Origin of the sequence: Paenibacillus contaminans, from assembly GCF_003285015.1 — a bacterium.
GTDB classification, from domain to species: Bacteria; Bacillota; Bacilli; order Paenibacillales; family NBRC-103111; genus Paenibacillus_V; species Paenibacillus_V contaminans.
The window spans coordinates 454,738-476,518 of sequence record NZ_QMFB01000002.1 but is presented as its reverse complement, the minus strand read 5'-3'; the positions used below and the strand labels follow the sequence as shown (position 1 = coordinate 476,518).

At 52.8% G+C, this 21,781-nt stretch carries 12 protein-coding genes, 1 pseudogene and 1 riboswitch; of the genes and pseudogenes, 12 read left to right on the top strand and 1 reads right to left on the bottom strand.

Features of this window, described 5'->3' with window-relative positions; translation table 11 throughout:
- Positions 1 to 514: 514 nt before the first annotated feature.
- The 5 genes and pseudogenes from DQG23_RS06210 (at position 515) to DQG23_RS06190 (ending at position 10,302) form a co-directional block, all read left to right on the top strand.
- Positions 515 to 1,074, top strand: a pseudogene (locus tag DQG23_RS06210) (DNA-3-methyladenine glycosylase I).
- A gap of 112 nt (positions 1,075 to 1,186) precedes the next feature.
- Positions 1,187 to 1,392: riboswitch (cobalamin riboswitch) on the top strand.
- A gap of 223 nt (positions 1,393 to 1,615) precedes the next feature.
- Positions 1,616 to 3,895 (top strand): 5-methyltetrahydropteroyltriglutamate--homocysteine S-methyltransferase, encoded by a 2,280-nt coding sequence (gene metE, locus DQG23_RS06205; protein ID WP_113029933.1) that lies wholly within the window; start codon positions 1,616 to 1,618, stop codon positions 3,893 to 3,895.
- A gap of 564 nt (positions 3,896 to 4,459) precedes the next feature.
- Positions 4,460 to 6,742, top strand: coding sequence for a ribonucleoside-diphosphate reductase subunit alpha (locus tag DQG23_RS06200; protein WP_113029932.1), 2,283 nt, complete (start codon positions 4,460 to 4,462; stop codon positions 6,740 to 6,742).
- A 617-nt stretch (positions 6,743 to 7,359) separates the two neighbouring features.
- On the top strand, positions 7,360 to 8,418 hold the full coding sequence (locus DQG23_RS06195; protein ID WP_113029931.1) for a ribonucleotide-diphosphate reductase subunit beta: 1,059 nt from the start codon (positions 7,360 to 7,362) through the stop codon (positions 8,416 to 8,418).
- A gap of 534 nt (positions 8,419 to 8,952) precedes the next feature.
- The gene (locus DQG23_RS06190; RefSeq protein ID WP_113029930.1) at positions 8,953 to 10,302 is read left to right on the top strand and encodes a hypothetical protein; all 1,350 of its coding nucleotides are present in this window, start codon (positions 8,953 to 8,955) and stop codon (positions 10,300 to 10,302) included.
- Here DQG23_RS06190 and DQG23_RS06185 read toward each other — a convergent pair.
- Positions 10,299 to 12,584 (bottom strand): helix-turn-helix domain-containing protein, encoded by a 2,286-nt coding sequence (locus DQG23_RS06185; protein ID WP_113029929.1) that lies wholly within the window; start codon positions 12,582 to 12,584, stop codon positions 10,299 to 10,301. The two genes, DQG23_RS06190 and DQG23_RS06185, sit on opposite strands and share 4 nt — an antisense overlap.
- 266 nt (positions 12,585 to 12,850) lie before the next feature.
- On the opposite strand from DQG23_RS06185, the gene DQG23_RS06180 reads away from it, so the two are divergent.
- From DQG23_RS06180 to DQG23_RS06150, 7 genes are all read left to right on the top strand, one after another.
- Entirely contained in the window at positions 12,851 to 14,515 is a 1,665-nt protein-coding gene (locus DQG23_RS06180; RefSeq protein WP_238177783.1) for an extracellular solute-binding protein, read from the top strand.
- A 17-nt stretch (positions 14,516 to 14,532) separates the two neighbouring features.
- Entirely contained in the window at positions 14,533 to 15,480 is a 948-nt protein-coding gene (locus DQG23_RS06175; RefSeq protein ID WP_113029927.1) for a carbon-nitrogen hydrolase family protein, read from the top strand.
- 297 nt (positions 15,481 to 15,777) lie between these two features.
- The gene (locus DQG23_RS06170) at positions 15,778 to 17,163 is read left to right on the top strand and encodes an extracellular solute-binding protein (protein WP_113029926.1); all 1,386 of its coding nucleotides are present in this window, start codon (positions 15,778 to 15,780) and stop codon (positions 17,161 to 17,163) included.
- Positions 17,164 to 17,236: 73 nt separating this feature from the next.
- A complete protein-coding gene (locus DQG23_RS06165; RefSeq protein WP_113029925.1) occupies positions 17,237 to 18,106 on the top strand; it encodes a carbohydrate ABC transporter permease in 870 nt (289 codons plus the stop codon).
- On the top strand, positions 18,103 to 18,972 hold the full coding sequence (locus tag DQG23_RS06160) for a carbohydrate ABC transporter permease (protein WP_113029924.1): 870 nt from the start codon (positions 18,103 to 18,105) through the stop codon (positions 18,970 to 18,972). The genes DQG23_RS06165 and DQG23_RS06160 overlap by 4 nt, the downstream gene beginning before the upstream one ends.
- A 54-nt stretch (positions 18,973 to 19,026) precedes the next feature.
- Complete coding sequence (locus DQG23_RS06155) at positions 19,027 to 19,986, top strand: acetylxylan esterase (protein ID WP_113029923.1); 960 nt, start codon at positions 19,027 to 19,029, stop codon at positions 19,984 to 19,986.
- 506 nt (positions 19,987 to 20,492) lie between these two features.
- On the top strand, positions 20,493 to 21,500 hold the full coding sequence (locus tag DQG23_RS06150; protein WP_238177771.1) for a 2-hydroxyacid dehydrogenase: 1,008 nt from the start codon (positions 20,493 to 20,495) through the stop codon (positions 21,498 to 21,500).
- The last annotated feature ends 281 nt before the right edge of the window (positions 21,501 to 21,781 follow it).

The following is a 21,781-nucleotide window of genomic DNA, read 5'->3' as shown; positions in this document are numbered from 1 at the left end:
ACGCTCGATCGCCTGCCAGGCAAGCTTGGCGAATCGGTGGACAACACGTATTTTGCGGCTGAGCCTTTCAACGAAATGCTGTTTATCGACGAACTGCGGGAGCACTGGTACAACGTGTATAACGAAAAGGAGGAGCTCGGCTTCGCGCTCGCTTGGGACGGAGTCGTCTTTCCTTATTTATGGCTGTGGCAGGAGCATCACTCCGAGCAAGACGAGCCGTTTAACGGCCAGCTGTACGCCATGGCGCTGGAGCCGCAGGCATCCAACGCGCCGACTCTGCTTAATGCCGTGACGAAAAAGCAAGCGCCGGTTCTGGAAGCGGGCCAAAGCGCCGAAACCTGGCTCACGGTTGTTATACATGCGAACCCGAACCGGGTGAAGTACGTCGCACAAGACGGCGATGTGACCTTCGCGGGATAATGCAGGTGCTCCCGATGCGATGAAGCTTGCATATGGCATGACGGAAATGATAGGATGGAACATATGTTCGCAAATCGGTCGGGGGGATATGCAGATGACGAATAGATGCGGCTGGGTCAATGACGACCCGCTTTATATCGAATATCACGATAAGGAGTGGGGCGTGCCGGTTCATGACGACCGGAAGCTGTTCGAGATGATTACGCTTGAGGGCGCGCAGGCCGGTCTGAGCTGGTATACGGTGCTGAAAAAGCGGGAAACGTACCGGGAGGCGTTCGACGGCTTCGATTATACGAAAGTGGCCGCTTATGACGAGGTCAAAACGGCAGAGCTGCTGGCGAACGAAGGCATCATCCGCAACCGGCTGAAGGTCACCTCGACGATATCGGCAATGCGCAGGCGTTCATCCGCGTCCGAGAGGAATTCGGCAGCTTCGACCGGTACATTTGGGGCTTCGTCGGCGGACAGCCGATTTTGAACCGCTGGAAGGACTTGAAGGAAGTGCCGGCTCGTACGGATATATCCGATGCGATGAGCAAGGATTTGCAGAAGCGCGGCTTCAAGTTCGTCGGCAGCACGATCTGTTATGCGTTCATGCAAGCGGTCGGCATGGTGAACGACCATGTGGAGAGCTGCTTTTGCCATGGAAAATAGCGAGCGATCCGTATAAGTTGGGCGAAAGATGCTGCGAGGCGCACCCCTTTATCGGAAATAAAACCAAGTTGCTTAATCGGGAATTTCACGATATGATAAAAAGGTTAATTTCATAGTATTTGTGGGAACAAGGTGCCGCGAAACGTTTGGTAGCTTCGCAGGCTTAATAGGGAATCCGGTGCGACACCGGAGCGGTCCCGCCACTGTAACAGAGGAGTTTGCAGCCCGAGCGATTGCCACTGGTCGAAGAGACTGGGAAGGCAGGCTGCAAGACGTTGAATCTGGAGCCAGGAGACCTGCCTGTTCTGACGACACAAGAATACCTACGGGAGATAGGTGGTGTTGGAGACGAGTCCGGTAACGTGCAAATCCGAGGCTTCTTTTCCCCATTTCCTTTATTCGGACTGGGGTGGAGAAGCTTTTATTTCGTGGTCCTGTGCCCCCTGACGGCCAACTGCTAGATCGTTTGCGACAGCGAGAGTTGGCGGAAAGGCATGCATCAAACAGGCGGCGAAATAAAAAATCGGAAGAAGATATTCATATGAATAGTCACTTTGTCATCAGCAGTTTAGGGTATCCGCGCATCGGAGAGAACCGCGAGTGGAAAAAGCTGCTCGAATCGTTCTGGGCGGGCAAAACCGAGGAAGAGGGATTCGAAGCCGAAATGAAAAAGCTGCGCCTGCAGCGGCTGCAAAAACAGCGGGAGCTCGGCGTCGAGCTTATTCCGGTCGGCGATTTTACGCTTTACGATCACGTCCTCGATACGTCGGCGATGTTCGGTCTCGTCCCTTCGCGCTACGGCTATGCCGGCGGTCCCGTATCGCTCGCGACGTATTTCGCGATGGCCCGCGGCAGCAAGGAAGCGCCTGCGTGCGAAATGACCAAATGGTTTAATACGAATTATCACTATATCGTGCCCGAGCTTGGCGAAGCGGAGCCTCGGCTAGTCGGGAACAGGCCTCTCGCCGCTTATTTGGAGGCGAAGAACGAGCTTGGGATTGACGGCAAGCCGGTCCTTGTCGGACCGTTTACGTTCGTCAAGCTGGCGAAGGGTTATAAGCAAGAGCGCTTTGCCGAGCTTGTCGAGCAGCTGGTGCCGCTATACGCGCAGGTGCTGCGCGAGCTGGAACAGGCCGGAGCGCGCTGGGTGCAGATCGACGAGCCGTCGCTTGTGACCGACTTGACGGCTGCCGAGCTCGCCGTGCTGAAGAGCGCCTATAAGCAGCTTTCGTCTGCGGCTCCGGGGCTGAACGTCATCCTGCAAACGTATTTTGAAGCGGTATCGGCTTATCAAACCGTGATCGAGCTGCCCGTCAAAGCGATCGGACTCGATTTCGTCCACGGCCGCGAGGGCAATTTGCGCGCGCTGCGCGAGTTCGGCTTCCCTGCCGGCAAGACGCTGGCAGCCGGAATTATCGACGGCCGCAATATTTGGCGCTCCGATCTTGGCGGGAAGCGGCAGCTTCTCGAGGAGCTGGCCGCGATCGTGCCGGGCGAGCGGCTGATCGTGCAGCCGTCGTGCAGCCTGCTGCACGTGCCGGTCAGCCTCGCGCGCGAGGAGAAGCTCGACGCGACGCTTCTCGGCGCGCTCGCTTTCGCCGGCGAGAAGCTCGGCGAGCTGGCCGTGCTTGCGCAAGCGGCTCGCGGCGACGGCGGCGAAGCTGCGGCCGAGGCGATCGCGGCAAGCACGCGCGCGGTTGCCGCGCTGAATGCGTCGCCGGCGCGCAGCGGCGCGGCCGCTGATGTTGCCGCGGCCAAGTCGAGCCGAGCGCTGCCGTTTGCGGAGCGCCAGCAGCTGCAGGAGACGCGCTGGCAGCTTCCTTTGCTGCCGACGACGACGATCGGCAGCTTCCCGCAGACGGCCGAGGTGCGCAAAGCGCGGCAGCTGTGGCGGAAGGGCGAATGGACGGAAGCGCAATACGATGCGTTCGTGCAGGAGCAAATCCGCGTGTGGATCGGCCTGCAGGAGGATATCGGACTTGACGTGCTGGTACATGGCGAGTTCGAGCGTACGGATATGGTCGAATTTTTCGGCGAGAAGCTGGACGGCTTTGCGTTCACGCAAAACGGCTGGGTACAGTCGTACGGCTCGCGCTGCGTCAAGCCGCCGGTCATTTATGGAGACGTCCGCTTCAGCGGTCCGATGACGGTCAAGGAAACCGTATTTGCGCAGTCGCTGACGGCCAAACCGGTGAAGGGCATGCTTACCGGTCCGGTTACGATTCTGAATTGGTCGTTCGTCCGCGACGATATTTCGCGCAAGGATGTAACGTACCAGATTGCGCTTGCTCTCCGCGAGGAGGTCGATTCGCTGGAGGCTGCCGGAATCGGCATGATTCAGGTCGACGAGCCGGCGCTGCGCGAAGGCTTGCCGCTCAAGAACGCCGACCGCCAAACCTATTTGGATTGGGGCGTGGAGTCTTTCCGGCTCGCTACTTCAACCGTGCGGGATACGACGCAAATCCATACGCATATGTGTTATTGCGAATTCCATGACATGATCGACGCGATTTCGGCGCTTGACGCAGACGTCATTTCGATCGAAACGTCGCGCAGCCACGGCGAGCTCATTTCCGCTTTCGAGACGGAAACATACGACAAAGGAATCGGTCTCGGCGTTTACGACATTCACAGCCCGCGCGTGCCGGACAAAAACGAGATGCTCTCGATGATCGGCCGCGCGCTGCGCGTACTGCCCGGGCGACTGTTCTGGATCAATCCGGATTGCGGCCTGAAGACGCGCGGTCAGGCGGAAACCGTCGCGGCGCTGCGGAACATGGTGGCGGCTGCGAGCGAAGCGAGATTGGAATTGCAAAAATAAAAGTTGACAAAATTATTTTGCTAGCAATAAATATTATTTTTTCTAGTTTCATCAAAATAGATCCTCCGCTGCTTGTTCGGCTTCCGGTAAACGCTCCTGTCATTCGGGTATGCTTCCGAAGCCGCTTTCTCCGAAAGCGTTTAGGACGGCGTAGCTTCTATCCTTGGTGTTAGGAAGTACAGCATAGAAGAGGTTTGGCAAACGCCCCGCTTCAAAAACGCCGGCAGCCGTATATGCTTGGTGGACCGTTCAGTTGTCAAGTACGCCCCGTAAAGCCGAGGAGCCCTTCATGGCCTGTTCCCGGAGCTTTGCGGGGTTCCTTTCATTGCTTATTTATTCGGGCTTGCGCTTGACGATACGCGGTTGCCGGATATGCTTTCAGCGCCGCCTTATCATCGATATTCAACGATTGCGATACGGCGCTCCGGCAGAACAAACTCCAAAAAAACCAAGAAGTCAAGCCTTGACTTGTACTACATGTTGATATAAATTTTAATAACGGCATCAAGATGTAGTGGAAAATGTTGTTTCATGGAGTGGAAAAGCGGTTAAGGGGAGATACTCGTGCAAGTAATTAAACGTAACGGACAAGCAGCCGAGATGGAATTCAGCAAGTTCAAAAAAGTTATCGATTTCGCTATAGAAGGCATAGGACTCAACTCGCTTGAGCTCGAGCAGGCGCTTCTGCCGCAGCTGAAGGACGGCATGCGCACGAAGGAAATTCAGCGCATTTTGATACAAACGGCAGTGGAGAAAGTAACGATTCAAGAGCCGAATTGGGATAAGGTCGCAGCGAAGCTCTACATATATGATTTGTACAAGGAAGCGGGCATTAACCGCGACTACAGCAAAAAGAGTTTCGGGTACGGCAGCTTCTACAAGCTGCTCAAGATGTTGACGGACGAAGGGCTTTACGGGGACTATATTTTGAAGGGCTACAAGAAGAAAGAAGTCGACGAGCTGGGCGACTACATCAAACCGGAACGCGATTACCTGCTGACATATGTCGGCGTTAAAACGTTAGCCGAGCGTTATTGCGTGAAAGGCTACAATAAAGAAGTGTACGAGCTGCCTCAGGAAGCTTTCATGGGCGTGGCAATGGCGATTGCGCTGGCCGAAAAGCCGGAGGATCGCGTGCACTGGGCGAAGCAGTTCTACGACGTCATGTCGCTGCTGCAAATGACTGAAGCGACGCCGACGATGTCGAATGCGCGCAAGCCGTTCAATCAGCTGTCCAGCTGTTTCATCGGAACGATGGACGATTCCCTGGAGTCGATCTTCCATATCGTCGATCTGTTCAGCCAAGTGAGCAAGTACGGCGGCGGCATGGGCATCTACATCGGCAAGGTGCGGGCGACGAACTCCGACATCCGCGGCTTTAAAGGAACAAGCGGCGGCGTCATCCCGTGGATCCGGATCATCAACGATACGGCGATCGCGTGCAATCAGCTTGGCGTTCGTAACGGTGCGGTCAGCGTAACGCTCGACATTTGGCACCGCGACATTTGGGAGTTCCTGAACCTGAAGACGAATAACGGCGACGAGCGCCGGAAAGCGCATGACATTTTCCCGGCGGTTTCGATTCCGGACGTATTCATGCGTCAGCTGAAGAAAGAAACGCGCGTCCGCGACGGCAAGTTTTACCTGATGTGTCCGCATGAAATTCGCCGCGTGATGGGCTGGAGCCTGGAGGATTCGTTCGACGAGGCGGAAGGCGAAGAGGGCGAATTTTCGAAGCGCTACTGGGCTTGCGTCGACCATCCGGACATTCCGAAGGAAGAAGTGAACGCGATCGACCTGCTTAAGGCGATCATCAAGTCGGATACGGAAACCGGCACGCCGTTCCAATTTTTCCGCGACACGGTTAACCGGATGAACCCGAACAAACACGCGGGACGCATCTACTCCAGCAACCTGTGCATGGAGATCAACCAGAACATGTCCGTAAGCGGCGAGGTCACGCGCAAAACGATGAAGGACAAGGACGGCAACGAGTACGTCGTGGAAACACGCGAGTCCGGAGATTTCGTCGTCTGCAACCTGGGGTCGCTGAACCTGGGCCGCACGAACACGGAGGAAACGATCGCGCAGGTCGTACCGGTCGTCGTACGGATGCTCGACAATGTCATCACGATCAACAATTTGCCGGTTAAGGAAGCGGAAATCACGAACGCGAAATACCGGGCGATCGGCCTCGGCAGCTTCGGTTACCATCATATGCTCGCGATTAACGGCGTAAAATGGGAATCGGACGAGCACTTGGAAATGGCCGACCGGATTTACGAGCTTGTCAACTATCATGCGATTAAAGCAAGCTGCGAGCTCGCAAAGGAAAAAGGCTCCTACGCTTTCTTCGAAGGCTCGGAGTGGCAGACGGGCGAATATTTCAAGCGCCGCGACTATACGAGCGCCGAGTGGCAGGCATTGGCTGCGGAAGTTTCCGCAAACGGCCTTCGCAACGGTTATCTGATGGCCGTCGCGCCGAACGGCTCGAGCTCGCAGTACGGCGGTTCGACGCAAAGCATCGACCCGATTTACTCGAAGTTCTATATGGACGAGAAGAAAAATCAGGTCATTCCGATCATCGCGCCGGATTTGAATCCTCAGACGTTCTGGCTGTATAAGGAAGCGCACAAAATCGATCAAACGTGGAGCATCAAAGCTTGCGCGGCGCGTCAGCGCCATATCGACCAGTCGCAAAGCTTCAACTTGTACATTACGCCGGAGACGAAAGCGACCGAAATCGCTCAGATGTATATTTTGGCATGGACGCTTGGCGTCAAAACACTGTATTATACGAGAAGCCGGAGCGCCGAAGTAGAAGAGTGCGCAGCTTGCTCGGCGTAACGATCGGTTTGTTGGGGGTGGCGGGAGACGGCGGTGTGATGCAAAACATTTGATCAGCATAAGTTACTGCGCTCCAAGTGTAAAGGTACTCCCCTCCCCCTCAAACATCTTGTTTTGGATTCCTTTCTATTAGAAGCCCTGCGGGGCACGGTAGGAATCCAAAGCCAAAACTCGCCGGGGACCACCTTTACACTTTCCGCTCCGTGCGCAAACTGATCGAAATGCATCACATACACTCCGCCAGTTAACGCCCACCCGCGCAACAAATGAGGTCGAACGCCGGAGCAAGAGAAATAAAGAAGTAAAAAAGCAGGGAAACCTGCTTTTTTGCCGCGTCAAGGACGCGGCGCTGTAAATCGCGGCAACCAAGAGCGTGTCCCTCCCTTTGCCTCGAGCTAAGGGAGGGACGACAAGCGGCTCGCCGCACATAGTCCCATCAAGGAGTCGGCCTTCCGCCACACCGCGTGTTTGCTTGCGGGTGGCCGGAGGGCGGCAGCCCTTCGGGGTCCTCCCCTAGCGCTTCGATACGAAGAATGCATTTTTCGTATCGAAGCGCTGTGGAAGGGGATGATTTAGGTGGGGATCGAAATTATTAATGTCGAAAGAAGGAATTCTAAGTGTCTTCACTAACGCAAAAACCGTTATTTAATCCGACTGCCGATACGAGCTACGAGAAACGGATGCTGATCGGCGGTGAAACGACGAACCTTATGATGCTGAGCAACAACAAGTACAAATGGTCGTACCCGCTTTACAAAACGATGATGCAAAACTTCTGGATCCCTGAAGAAATTTCGCTGGGCCAAGACAAGATGCACTACGAGCGGCTTGAGCACGACGAGCGCGAAACGTTCAACAAAGTCATTTCGTTCCTCGTGTTTCTTGATTCCCTGCAAACGGTCAACCTGCCGAACATCAACGACTATGTAACGCTGCCGGAAGTGAACCTGCTGCTGAACATCCAAACGTACCAAGAGGCGCTTCACTCGCAAAGCTACGGTTACATTTTGGAAAGCATCGTCGGTGCGGAGAAGCAGCAAGAAATTTATGACATCGCCATCAAAGATCCGTTCCTGTTGAAACGGAATAAATATATCGCCGACTGTTACCAGGAGTTCATCGACCACCAAACCGAGGAAGGCTTTGCCAAGGTGATGATGGCGAACTACATTCTGGAAGGCATCTACTTCTACGCCGGCTTCAGCTTCTTCTACAACCTGGCCCGTTTCGGCAAAATGACCGGCGTCGGCACCGAGATCAAATACATTAACCGCGACGAGCTGACGCATCTTGCGCTGTTCCAGAACATGTTCCGCGAGCTGAAAAAAGAGCGTCCGCATATTTTCACCAAAGCGCTTGAAGAAGAGCTCCGCGAAATGATGCGTCAGGCCGTTGAGCACGAAGTGGAATGGGGCGCGTATGCGGTAGGCGATCGGATTCAAGGGCTGAGCGCCAGCTTGATCGACCAGTACATCCGTTACCTGTCGAACTTCCGTCTCGATGCGATCGGACTCGATCCGCTCTATCCGGAAATTACGGAAGATCCGCTTCCGTTCATCAAGCAGTTCACGAACTTCAACCAAACGAAAACCGATTTCTTCGAAGAGAAAGTGATCAACTACGCCAAAGGCGGCTCCGACCTCGATCTCGACGGTTTGGACGATTTGGATCTGTAATCGGATAAGTCTCTCAAGGGGGCTGTCCCAAAGAATAAAAACAAAGCTTCCAAAACCATTGCAAAGTGGGGTTGGAAGCTTATTTGTTCACTCAACTAGTAGAGCATGATAATAAGAAAATGACTTTCGGGACAACTCCGTTCATGCGGATGCCTTGGTCTTGATGGAAAACCTGCAGTTAATTTAGCTTAAAAGCTGAAAAAATGGCATTTATATGGGAAAACTACAGTTGATTTTCTTGTTTTCTTCAATAATGGCCGAATCGAGTAAGATTACCTGCATATTTTCCATCTATTTGCTTCAAAAGCCGTGATTACAGGAAAATAGATGTAGGTTCTCCAGTTACATTACCGCGTGATGAGGAGCCTTTTGGGACGGGCGTTTTTGCGATGTGTTTAAGGAAACGCAGGCATATTGTTTACTACTAGGCAAAGGACATCCGGTATTTTATAGTAGAGTTAGCAGTAGTTGTATTGGATTTTCACGGGCGTTCCAGCCCCGCAATAAATTTGCAATGCTTGGAGGTGGATGAGTTTGCATGATCATCCTTCTAAACGTTTGATCAAATCGCATGGGACAACCTCGCGGATGCAAACGGAGAAAGATGTACAGCAGCGAGGTAACGAACAATCGCTGCAGAGGGCGCTCGGATACGGTCATCCGCTTACTTCCGCACATATCTTGCAGCTTCAGAGAAGTGTCGGGAACGCAGCCGCCGCACAATTGGTGAAATCCCAGCGATCTTACGCCCCGCAGGACAGCGAAGGAGGGGCACTGCAGCGGAAGATCGCCGCCGCAAGCCATGCGGTACCTCCGGTTCAAAGAGCGGAATCCGAAGAGGAGCGGGAAGGCGAGGAAGCGGAGCAAGAGGCTGACTCGATGGCTCCGGGTGGAACGGACGCGATGTCTCCCGAAGAAGCTTACGCTCCGGAAGGAGCGGACTCCCTGACACCGGAAGAAGCGGATACGTTCGAAACGGTCATGAGCGAGCTATCCGACGAAGAGCTTGAAACGGCCCTCGATGCGGAGTTCGCCGAAGGGGAGACGCCGGAAGAAGAAGCTCCAGCGCAGATGAAGCCGGAGTCCGCCGGATCCGCCGTCGTTCAAATGGCCAGAACAACCCTGTCCATATCGTCCGAAAAATCGCCCAATTTGCCGTTTGCAAGCAAACTTGAGAAGAATAAGTCCAAAAAACCGCGTTTGGTTCCTAAAAAACGCTGGCATCAAATTAGGGACAAGCATAAGAAGAGAGGCTTCCGCAAGTATGCGGCCATTCTTCATCAGAACCTGCAGGACGATTTGGGTAAGCAAGATCTCGTTCTGCTGCTCCGCGTCCGCCGCAAAATAAAGATCGGAGACGCCTTGGATTTGCACTACAGCGAGATCGAAAAAAAAGCGGCGAAGAAAAGGCAGACCGCCCAGACGCGGACGGAGCTGCTGGGCGAGGCGGTAACGACGATTCGCATGGAAGGTTATGCGGGCGGCGATTGCGAACTGATCATCGGATATGCTTCCGGGGCGGGGATCGATCAGCTATGGCGCAGTCCCTCCAAAAAAACGTATTACGTTGTAGAAGCCAAAGGGCCGGGTGCCAAGCTGAAGGCGGATCCGTTCGCCGTACGCGGAGCGGCGAACGGCAGTACGCTCGTCCAAATGTCGCAGGAGTGGATCGAAGACAGAATCCCGCGTTTGAAGACGAGTTATCCCACTCAGCTTCAGAAGCTTTTGGACGATTGCGGTCTCAAAGTGAATCAAGGCAAGCTCGAAAAAGACGCGGCCAAGAACGCTACTTACGGCCTCGAAGGACTCGTCATTACGGCCAAATGGGATGAAGCCGGTGCGGATATCGGGTCGGGAATGTCGAAGCGAAATTATACGTTCTAATCCGACTCCTCCTCCATACTATGCATACGGCGATACTCGCCCGGAGGGAAGCCCGTCACTTTTTTGAAGAGACGAATGAAGGAATTGGCGTTTGGAACGCCTACTTGCGTGCCGATATCGAGCATTTTCATATTTGTGCTCAGCAGCAGCTCCTTCGCTTTCGTTATCCTCAGCTCGTTCAAATATTGAACGAAGTTCGTTCCCGTTTTTTCTTTAAAGTAGATGGATAAATAACCGCTCGATAAATTGAATCTGCCCGCTATGGATTCCAGCGAAACCTCTTCGCCGAAGTGCCTGCTCAAATATTCCAGAATGGAGTCTTTGAGCGGGTCTTGCCCCGATTTTTTCTCGTGAATCAGCGCGATCGATTGTTTGAGAAAATCCCCGAAAAATTGAGCGTACTCGTCAACGGTCGCACATTCCTTCAGCTTCTGATAAGGCGATTCCGTTCCCAGCAAGCCGCTGATGTCCGCATTGGCCGCGCTTAGCGTCTTGATCGTCCTCGAAACCGTCTCGCGCGAAAACTGGGTGAACTGATAAACGTTCGCATTGTTTTTGTCCAGCAAAAGCAGCATCCGTTTCATGTGATCCATAACCGTCGATTCATTGCCTGCCTGCAAATGAACGTAAAATTCCTGCTCAAGCGATACGGGGATGAGCGGGTGAAAGCTTTCCGGCATCGGCTTGGTGATGATCTGCGTATCCGCATTCAATTCTCTCTGCTGGAGCATTTCAAGCGTTTCCTCATAAGCGGTAGTAAATTCCGAGGAGCTGCGCAGCACCGGATGAACGGCAATCGTCAAGAAGCAGTATGCCCGGTCGCGGTCAAAAATGGTTCGTAGCTGTTCCAATGCGCCTGTCAGCTTCGTTTGCTGCTGCTCGGTATCGGAGAAAATCAGCGATAAAATCATCTGCTTCTCAATCTGCATCGTGACCGGATCATCGAAGCTTTTTGAAAACTGCAGCTGAATAAACTCCGAAATATAAAGCGAAGCCTTCTTCTGATCGGCATCCGGCAATTGTTGGAATGCCTTCGTGAAGGAAAGCGAAAAAATAATCAGGTAAAACGGCTTGTCCATCTCAAGCAAATCTTCATGCACATCGTGCTGACTTGAATAAATGTTTTTCAGCTTGTTGATATAGCCGTAATTTTTCAGAAGCGAATCCTTCTTGCGCAGGTCGGTGGAAGTATGCTGTGCGGTTTGAATCATGCTGCCGATTGTATCCCCGATGATCGTAAATTCGCGTATGCCCGCCGGTACCGGGTTGTTGGGATTTCGCTTCTGAATGGATTCGACGATTTTACGGATCGGGCTGTTGAATTTTGCGCTAAGCACAATCGAAATGACAATACTGATCAGAACGACGAACCCCAAAATAAGAAGCAGCTCCGTATTCATGCGCCGCACCTGAGCCGTTATGTTTTCATTTGGAATGACGTTGATATAAGTAAGACCGGACTCGCTGCCCTTCTTGTAAAAAAAGTAGTCGTTGTTTTTGCTGCTGTTTCCTTCTCCGGCTGCGGCGAATGCAAGCAGATCCGCGTGCTCCGGCTGCTTTGCGGGATTATTGGCATAAACGGTATTCCCTTGCCCGTCGACGATATAGAAGTTTTCGTTGATCGAATGGTGAAAAGCGGCAAATGCTTTGTCGGCATTCAAAAAAGCGATCAAGTATACCTGATTGTTCACGCTGTTCTTGAAGACGATCGGAAACAGCTTTCCGCGGGGAACGACTTTTTGATCCGTACTGAGCATGCGGAATTCAGCGGCAGGGAAAATACGGTAACGATAGCTTTGGCGAAACTGTTCCTGCCAGAATGCTTGATTATAATCCATGCTGATATAAGCGTTGTTGAAGGTTTCGGCTGCGATGCCTCCGCCGTCTTTATCCACCGTTATCGAGGAATCGTTGAAATAGATCACGATATTTTCCAAATTCAGCATCGGATTGGAGGTCATCCGCAGCAGATCCTGGCTGAACTGATTGACGGACATGAAGTTTTTCGCCGAATTGTCCTTTTGCAGAACCGTCATTTTATCGTCGAAGTACAGACCTACTATCAAATTTTCGATCAGCTGAAATTGCTTCTCGTAGCTTTCCACCGTGTTGTTCAGGTTCAGGCTGTTGTATTTGACGATTTCGTCGCGAATGCCGGTTTTGAAATAGCTGAACGAGAGGAAGTTGAAAGAAACCTGCAAAATGATAATGAGCAGGAAACTCAGCATAAGACGGTGGAACAGTGAATTGTTTTTGAGAAAGGTATAGGGACGCTTCCACATCAGTTAATGTCCTCCCGTGTTGTTGTCGCCGTCTACATTATAATGGATATAACGGTTTAATGTAATTGCGCATATGCAATTTGCGAGTATTCAAATCATCAGATCGTATTCAAATTTTTATGAGCTTTGGATTTGCCACCGTTCTTTAAAATGGAGCCTGTATTTTTTGCGGTACTAACGATACAGTATAGCTAACGCCGAAGACGCCCTGCGGCTTACGGCGAACATAAAGCATAAAGAGTAGGAGCGTTTAACTGGTGAAACGAATGATGGCCATCGTTCTTAGCACAGTGCCGGTATTGTCGATTATGCTGTCGGGCTGCGAGTCTTCGGCGGTAAAGGAAGACGGAAGCGCGAAAACCGGAAATCCTGCACTCGTGCAGTCTCCTTCAGGCAGCAAGCAAACATCCCCCGATAAGTATGATCAGCTTGTCGAGTTGTCGACGGTATCGCTCTTCAATCCGCTGTTGAAGTTCGAGAATGGAGATGATCTAAACAACAACGTATGGACGCGGCATTTTGAGCAAAACTTCAACATCTCCGTCAAACGCTTATGGGCGGCGACCTCGGATGACGAATATATCCAAAGACTGAACTTGCTGATCGCCGCGGGAAATATACCGGATTTTTTTCAGGCTACCCCCGAACAGTTCAAACAGTTGTATTCGGCAGGCTTGATCGAGGACTTGACCGATGTGTATGAGCGAGACGCGCCTCAGGTCGTTAAGCAACTGATGGAGGAAGCCGGCGAGGATGTCAGGAAGGCCGCAACGATCGACGGCAAATTGATGGCGATTCCGTGGACGGGCCTGGAACGCGAAAGCGTTCCGATGGTATGGATCCGCAAAGATTGGATGAACAAGCTGCAGCTGCCCGAGCCCGAGACGTTGGACGATCTGATGCAAATCGCGGTCGCATTCGCCGACCGGGATCCGGACGGCAATGGCAAGAAGGATACGTTCGGCTTCGGAATCGACAGGGATTTGTCTGCAATCAAAGGGTTTATGAACGCCTATCATGCATATTCCAACATCTGGATCGAGAAGGAGCAAGGCAAGCTGGCATTCGGCAGCATCCAGCCGGAGATGAAGCCGGCGCTCGCGAAGCTGCAAGAGCTGTATAAGGAAGGAATCATCGATCCTGATTTCGCGGTCAAAAACATGCAGAAAGTGATGAATTCCGTTGCCGCCAACAAGATAGGCATCCATTTCGGCGATTGGGGCTCGGCGGGATGGCCGCTTGCGACAAGCACGCCCGGTATCGAATGGCAATCGTATCCTTTTCCGTCGAGCGACGATAAACCGGTCAAGCTCCAGCACGATTTGAACATTTACGGCTATGTTTTCGTCGTCAAGAAAGGCATTAAAAATCCGGAGGCCGTGTTTAAGCTGTTGGAGTTCTGGGTCAAGCAGTACTATTTCACACCGTCCGAGGAAGACTACGTCAAGTTCATATGGCCGAAGTCGCAAAATGTTCCTGCGGTGTGGATGCTCGCGCCGATCAAAATGTACCGATCCTTTAACAATTTGGAAAATTACCGGGTGACCAACGAGGTGCTCAAGGGAAAAAAAGAGTTGAGCGAGCTCTCGCCGGAGCAAAGGAATGCGTACAACAACGTAATGAGATACAAAAACGGCGAAAAAATGCTGTGGTGGGCGAACGCGCAAAGCGGCGAAAACGGATCGGGGCGCATTATCGAGAAATACTTGAGCAACGATCAGTTTATGCCGAACCGGTTTACGTCGTCACCGACGGACTCGATGCTTGAAAAGGGCGGCAACTTAGCCTCCGTCCAACAGGAAACGTTCATTAAAATCATAATGGGCTTGGAACCGCTCGGCGCATTCGATAAATTCGTATCGATCTGGAGTTTGCAGGGAGGCAGCCAGATTACGAAGGAAGTTAACGAGTGGTATGCCAAGCAAAAGTAAAGGAGGGTGGATTGTACATGGCCAGATACGCCAAAATCAGCTCGATAGGCTGCGACTACAAGGATGTCGATCCCGGTCTCGGCTTGAGCGATGCCTTACAGGTCGTTAAGGAACATTTGATGGAGAAAATACGTCAGGTGCTACCCGACCGGCCCGATCTTATCGTGCTTCCGGAGGTCTGCGATATGCCGCGGCATTATTCGCTCGAGAGGGCGAAGGAATTTTACGCGTTTCGCGGAGACTCCATTCTGACCATGCTTTCCGAAACGGCCAAGCGGCATAGCTGTTATATCGCTTATCCGCGCATGAGGCTGATGGAGGACGGCTCATGGCGGAATTCGGTCGAGCTGATCGATCGGAGCGGGGAAGTCATCGGGATCTATAACAAAAACCACCCGGTCGACATTGAGATTAGCGAGTACGGCGTATTAGGCGGCAAGGATGCCCCCGTGATGACATGCGACTTCGGCACGGTCGGATTCGTCATTTGCTTCGATCTGAACTTCGAACGGCTGCGGCGGATCTATGAACAGGCCAAACCGGATTTGCTCGTCTTCGTATCGATGTATCACGGAGGCCTCATGCAGCAATATTGGGCCTATTCCTGCGGGGCGCATTTCGTCAGCGCGATTAGCCAATCGTATCCGAGCCAGCTCATTTCTCCGCTTGGTCAGGTGCTTCGCACCAATACGAATTATTTTGACCATTTTACGGAAAAGGTGAACTTGGATTGCGTAGTTTGCCATCTGAACAACCATTGGCAGAAGCTTGCCGATATGAAAGAAAAATACGGGGATCAGGTGAGGATCGTCGATCCGGGTTACGTAGGCGCCGTTCAAATATACAGCGAAACGGAGTCTTTTACGGTACAAGATTTGCTGGAGGAATATGACCTTGTAACTTTTCACGATTACTTACAGCAGTCGCAAGCCTTTCAGTTGATACCGGCCCATATCGAGACGTAGGGAATCGGCTTACGCCGGCATTCTTATAGAAGAATGCTGTCATCAAGTATACAAGTGCTATACATGTACTACATCACGATTAATTAATCGTAATAATTACATTTTGAAAAGGGGGTGATGAAAAAAACGGATTGTCTTGAGTACACGGAAAGTTTACTCTCTGTACTGCGCGAAAGCGGAGTTTCGTCGGAATAGCGAACCTGTGCAGGCAGAGGAAAGAACCGGAGCATTTATCGAATCGGCTGAATACACGGCAAGCTGAACATTTCACCTGAAAAATGGAAGGGGATCGCAAGTATGCGCAAATTGGCTTCATTATCGTTAGTGTCCGTTTTATGCGGTGCGGCTTTGTTAAGCGGGTGCGGAGGGGGCAAAGAGGCGCAAAAGCCTGCAGCCTCCACAAACAACGGCTCCAACCCTGCGGCTAGCTCGACGCCGGATACGGCAAGCAAGAAGGAAGTTCCGATCAAATTATGGGTTTATCCGATGATGAACGGCATTAATGGAGACGGCAAAGGAAATCCCGACGATTGGGCCAAAGAATATGCCAAGAAGTTTAAAGAGCAATATCCGAATGCGAACATTTCCGTCGAATTGCTGGACTGGGCAGGCGGCACCGAAAAAATAGACGTGGCTGTCGCCGCAGGCTCGCCGCCGGATCTCGTCTATACGATCAACAATTTCGGAGGGGTCAGCAAATACGGCAAAATGGGCGCTCTCGAGCCGATCGATTCCTTTCTGAAGCAGGCCGATTGGGACGACTACCCGGATGCGGTCAAAGGGGCCATGAAGTACGGCAATAACACCTATCTGTGGCCGTGGCTGAAAATGGTTTCCGGCGTGGCCGTCAATATGGATATTTTCAAAGAGCGGAATGCCGAAGCGTTGCTGCCGATGGATCGACCGCTGCGAGATTGGACGTTCGATGAGTTCCTTAAGGCTTCGCAGGCTACGACGTTCAGCCGCAGCGGAGGCGGCAAGCCGGACGTATACGGAACCGCCTTGTGGGGCAAGGACGGCCCGTTCTACATGTACCTGTACGGGGTCGCCAACGGCGCCAATATCGTAAACGCCAACTCCGACAAAGTGACGATTACGGATCCGAAGTTTGCCGAAGGGATGCAGTTCATGGCCGACCTGGCCAACAAGCACAAAGTAGTGCCTCCTGGAGGAGCGGGCATTAGCGGAGAAAACGCCATGAGCATGTTTTTGAACCAGCAAATCGCCATGTATCCTGCTACTCCGAATATTTTCGAGGAAGCGAAAAAAGCGCCGAAGCCTTTCAACATCGCTTTCGTAGCGCCTCCTCACGGCCAAGGACATCAAACGGAGGCATGGAATAACGTCGGCGGGTTTATCGTGTTCAAGCAGAAGGAAGAAGAAAAGAAAAAACTCGTCATGGAATTCGCGCGTTTTATTACGAATGCGGAAAATTCGAAAATCGTCAAGCATATCGGCGTGTTCCCCGCGCGCAATTCGAGCGGCAATGTGTACGGCGACGATCCGGTTATGACCTACATGGACCAACTGTCCAAATACGGCAACTCGCTTTACTCCCGCGCCTTCGGACTCGCTTCGGTAGGGGACTGGGAGAAAGAGCTTCAAGCGATTTTAACGGGCGGCAAAACCGTGGAGAGCGCCCTTAAAAACATGGAGCAAGTGTTGAACGACAAAATGAAGTAGCGGGGCACGGAAGCGAGTCCGGCGGGAGGAAACCTTCCGGACGTTCGGCTTCCTAACCTCAGGAGGTGAAGCAATGCATCGTTTGCGCAACGTAATGCCGGCTTATTTGTTTTTGCTGCCGTCTTGCTTGCTGTTTGCGGCGTTCATGTATGCGCCGATCGTCAAAGGGCTGCAGATGAGCTTTCAATCATGGACATTCGACGGGCATGAATGGGTCGGACTGGATAATTTCAGGAAGGTGTTCGGGGATCCGGTTTTTTGGCGTTCGATGAGGGTTACCGTATTGTTTACGGTTGTCACGGTGGCGGCGGGCCTGTTCGTATCGCTGCTTGCGGCGTTCATGATCGATCCTTTTCGGGAAAAGGTGCAAACGTTCTTTAAGGCCGCTCTTTATTTGCCGAGCGTCGCGCCGATCGTCATCGTCTCGATTTTGTGGATATGGATGTACCATCCCGCCTTCGGGCTTTTCAACTATTTGCTGGGAAAGGTCGGCTTAGGCCCCGTCTTGTGGCTGGGCGACCCGGGGGTTGCCCTTGTTTCGATTATGCTGATGACCGTAGCCGTTTCTCAGGGGTCGAACATTCTCATCCTCGTTACCGCGCTCGGCGGCATTCCGAAGGATTATCAGGAGGCCGGAAGAATCGACGGCGCAGGGATATGGCAGGAGATCGTTAGAATCAAGCTGCCGATGCTGAAACCGACGCTGACCTACTTGATCGTCGTTAACACCGTCGCATCGTTCCAAGTATTTGCGCCCGTGTATATGCTGACTTCCGGCGGACCGGACAGGGCGACGACGACGATCGGTTTTCTGATTTACGAGAACGCATTCAAAAACTTCGATTTCGGTGTCGCTTCCGCTCAATCGATCGTTCTGCTAATCGTCGTCATGGCGATTGCGGTCGTTCAGTTCCGTCTCCTTGCGAGCGATCTCGAATATTGACGGGTTGTCAGCAGCACGTATTTACAAGTAAGGAGGGGATTTTCATCTCCAGGATCAAATGGTTTGAGGCGGTCAGCTTTCTTGTACTCGCGGTTGCCGCCGCCGCACTGCTGTTTCCTTTTTACTGGATGGCGCTGCAGGCTTTTAAGCCGCCGACTTCGGCGCTTCAGACGCCTCCGGATTTGACATGGAACAATTTGACGCTCGTTAATTTCGAGAAACTTACGGGCGATCCGCTCGTTTGGTTATGGTCGTGGAACAGTATACTCATTGCGTCAAGCGCGATGATAGGCAACGTACTATTGTGCTCAATGGCTGGCTACGTGTTCGCAAAGAAGAAGTTTCCGGGAAAAAGGATCATTTTCTGGGGGATCGTCAGCATCATGATGACCTCGACTCAAGTCATTATGGTGCCGCTGTTTATCCAGATCCGCGATATGGGGCTGCTGAATACGTATTGGGCGCTCGTTTTGCCGGTTCTCGTCTCGCCGGTTGCCGTGTTCCTGACCAAGCAGTTTATGGAAACGATTCCGAACGAGCTGATTTCAGCCGCCAAAATCGACGGCTGCTCGGAGTGGCGCATTTATTGGAACATTATTTTGCCGGTGTCGATGCCGGTGCTGGCGATTGTCGCCATTTTCAGCTTTATTACGCAGTGGAACGACTTCCTTTGGCCGCTGCTCGCAACGGAATCGCGGGATATGCGCACGCTGCAGGTGGGGCTTGCCTCCCTGCAAATGCAAAATGTCGACTACGGCCTGGTTATGGCCGGTTCGACTTGGGCAATGACGCCGATTGTCGTATTATTCCTGTTCTTTCAGCGGTTTTTCGTCAAGGGGCTTACGATCGGCGCCGTAAAAGGGTAGGGGGAGCTGACGAGGCAGACAAGAGAGACAATCGAAAGGAAAGGATGAATAAATATGCCATTGCTCGACATGCCGCTTGCGGAATTGCGCAAATACGAGGGCAGAAATCCGCGGCCGGACGACTTCGACGCCTATTGGGAAAGAGCGCTTGAAGAGATGCGGGGGACGGAAACGCAGTTGGAGCTTGTGGAGAGCGATTTTCAGGTTCCTTTTGCCGATTGCTACGATTTGTATTTTACAGGAGTTCGGGGAGCCCGTATTCACGCCAAATACGTACGGCCGAAGCACGTTTCGGGACCGCATCCGGCTATCGTGCAGTTTCATGGCTATACGCTGAATTCGGGAGATTGGACGGATAAATTGAGTTATGCTTCGCTGGGATTTACCGTCGTCGCCATGGACTGCCGCGGGCAGGGCGGATTGTCGGAGGATACCGGCGGGGTAAAAGGCACGACGCATAGGGGACATATCGTCCGCGGGCTGGACGATCATCCGGATAACATGCTGTTCCGGCATATTTTTCTGGATACGGCGCAGCTTGCCGGTATTGTGATGGAGCTGCCGGAAGTCGATCCGGATCGGGTCGGAGCCATGGGCGGCTCGCAAGGGGGAGGGCTGACATTCGCTTGTGCGGCATTGGAGCCGCGAATTAAGCGGGTTGCGCCGACAGTTCCTTTTCTGTGCGACTATCAGAGAGTATGGGAAATGGATTTGGCGAAAGATTCCTATGAGGAGCTTAGCCTGTATTTCCGGCGCCATGATCCCGAGCATCTTCGGGAGGAAGAGATCTTCAGGAAGCTCGGTTATGTCGACGTGCAGCATCTGACAAGCCGCATTCGCGGAGAAGTGCTGATGGGTGTCGGCCTTATGGATAACATTTGCCCGCCTTCCACACAATTCGCCGCTTTCAACAAAATTACGGCACCGAAAAGCTTGGCCGTTTATCCGGATTTCGGACATGAGATATTGCCGGGAGTCGCCGACAAAACGGTTCAGTTTATGCTAGGCTTATAGTATGAGACCGCTCTATAGGAGAACGCCGTTCGTACTTCGGTACGGACGGCGTTTTTGCGTATGCCCGGCGTGTACGGAAAGCCGCGAGCGACTTCGAGCGTTTCCCGGGTGCAAACGAAAAGACCCGTCCCGAAGGAAAAAGAGGGTTGGATTGAGAGATTCCTTCGTGTAAGATAGCCTTATGCCGAGTTCAACCGATGGAATACTAGGGCGTGTCTGAACACTCACTCAGGGTCATCTTTCACCGCCTTTTCGCCCTATGCTTCGTTCCGTTTGCTTGACGTACCCCCGGTACGCCTTCACAAACGCGCCTTGCCTACCAGGATAAACGGCTTCCGCCCTTTCTGGGGCGGTGCGTTTACCGTAGCGTAATCAGCTCAAGGTGATGCGTAGCATAATTTTCCTGATGGAGGAACAAAAATTCGGCAAAATCTGCTCCCCTCGGAGTATTCAGACACGCCCTAGGAAAATGAACTCAAGACACCAATACTCGCATCGGCCGGTCGTTGATCCGGCTGTACTGGAAGGAGCTGCTTGATCTGAAGCCGTATAAAATCGTCATGACGGGAAGTTTGTATCCGCAAGCGCTGGCCGCACTGGAAGAGCAATGCGAAATCAAGAAATGGGAGGGGCCGGGCCCGATTCCGCGCGAGCAGCTGCTGGACTGGCTGCAGGATGCCGACGGACTTGTCAGCACGGGGAACGTCAAAGTCGACGGAGAGCTGCTGGCGGCTGCCCCGCAATTACGCGTTATTGCGCAGTCCTCGGTCGGGTACGACAATGTCGACATACAGGCTTGTACGGCCAAAGGGGTTCCGTTCGGCAACACGCCGGGCGTGCTCGTGGAAACCGTAGCGGATTTGACATACGCCTTGCTGCTAGCCGCTGCACGCCGCATTCATGACGGCTGGGAAATGGTCAAAAGCGGGCGGTGGACGCCCGGCGCCGCCGTACCGTTCGGCGTGGACCCATACGGCAAAACGCTCGGTATCGTCGGCATGGGCGATATCGGCAGCGCGGTTGCGCGCAGGGCGCAGGCCAGCGGCATGAATGTCATCTACCATAACCGTTCCCGGCGCGAGGACGATCAAGCGCTCGGCACCCGTTATGTTCAGTTTGACGAGCTTTTGGCGGAGTCCGATTTTATCGTCGTCCTTGTTCCGCTGTCCGCCTCGAGCAAAGGGATGTTCGATCGCGACCAGTTCGCCAAAATGAAACCGTCCGCTTATTTCATCAACGCTTCCCGCGGTTCGATCGTTAACACCGAAGCGCTGTATGAGGCGCTGCGAACGGGCGGTATCGCGTATGCGGCGCTTGACGTTACCGATCCGGAGCCGCTGCCCGTGGATCATCCGCTGATCGCGCTGCCGAATGTTTTGATTACGCCGCATGTCGGCAGCGCCACGCACGAGACGCGCGGCCGGATGTCCGATTTGACGGCGGCCAACTTGCTCGCCGGACTCGCCGGCAAGCCGATGCCCGCTTGCGTGAATTCTTCGGCGCAGCGAATCTAGGTTTCATTGGCGGGGAGCTGCTTCGAAATTATTTTTCGAATGATGTCCGCGCTCCCGTCACGTTCACTTTAAAACGGAAAACCTCCATTCCCGCTTGAATTAGCGAAATGGAGGTTTTTTTTGTTTGTTTAAGCTGACCGTAATCGGGTCAATTTTCCAGAAGGGAATAACAAAAAATAAATTGAACGAAAAATAACGCCATGATATAATCAATAGCGCAATTGACAAATTGAAGTGAATGGTGCATTCAGTTTTATTCCCACTTTAATTGTACATCTGGA

What these genes read in the sequence shown, in the direction of transcription:
- metE (WP_113029933.1), top strand. Translation starts at nt 1,616, where the DNA reads ATGAATAGTCACTTTGTCATCAGCAGTTTAGGGTATCCGCGCATCGGA.
- DQG23_RS06185 (WP_113029929.1), bottom strand. Translation starts at nt 12,584, where the DNA reads ATGTGGAAGCGTCCCTATACCTTTCTCAAAAACAATTCACTGTTCCAC.
- DQG23_RS06180 (WP_238177783.1), top strand. Translation starts at nt 12,851, where the DNA reads ATGATGGCCATCGTTCTTAGCACAGTGCCGGTATTGTCGATTATGCTG.
- DQG23_RS06175 (WP_113029927.1), top strand. Translation starts at nt 14,533, where the DNA reads ATGGCCAGATACGCCAAAATCAGCTCGATAGGCTGCGACTACAAGGAT.
- DQG23_RS06170 (WP_113029926.1), top strand. Translation starts at nt 15,778, where the DNA reads ATGCGCAAATTGGCTTCATTATCGTTAGTGTCCGTTTTATGCGGTGCG.
- DQG23_RS06165 (WP_113029925.1), top strand. Translation starts at nt 17,237, where the DNA reads ATGCATCGTTTGCGCAACGTAATGCCGGCTTATTTGTTTTTGCTGCCG.
- DQG23_RS06155 (WP_113029923.1), top strand. Translation starts at nt 19,027, where the DNA reads ATGCCATTGCTCGACATGCCGCTTGCGGAATTGCGCAAATACGAGGGC.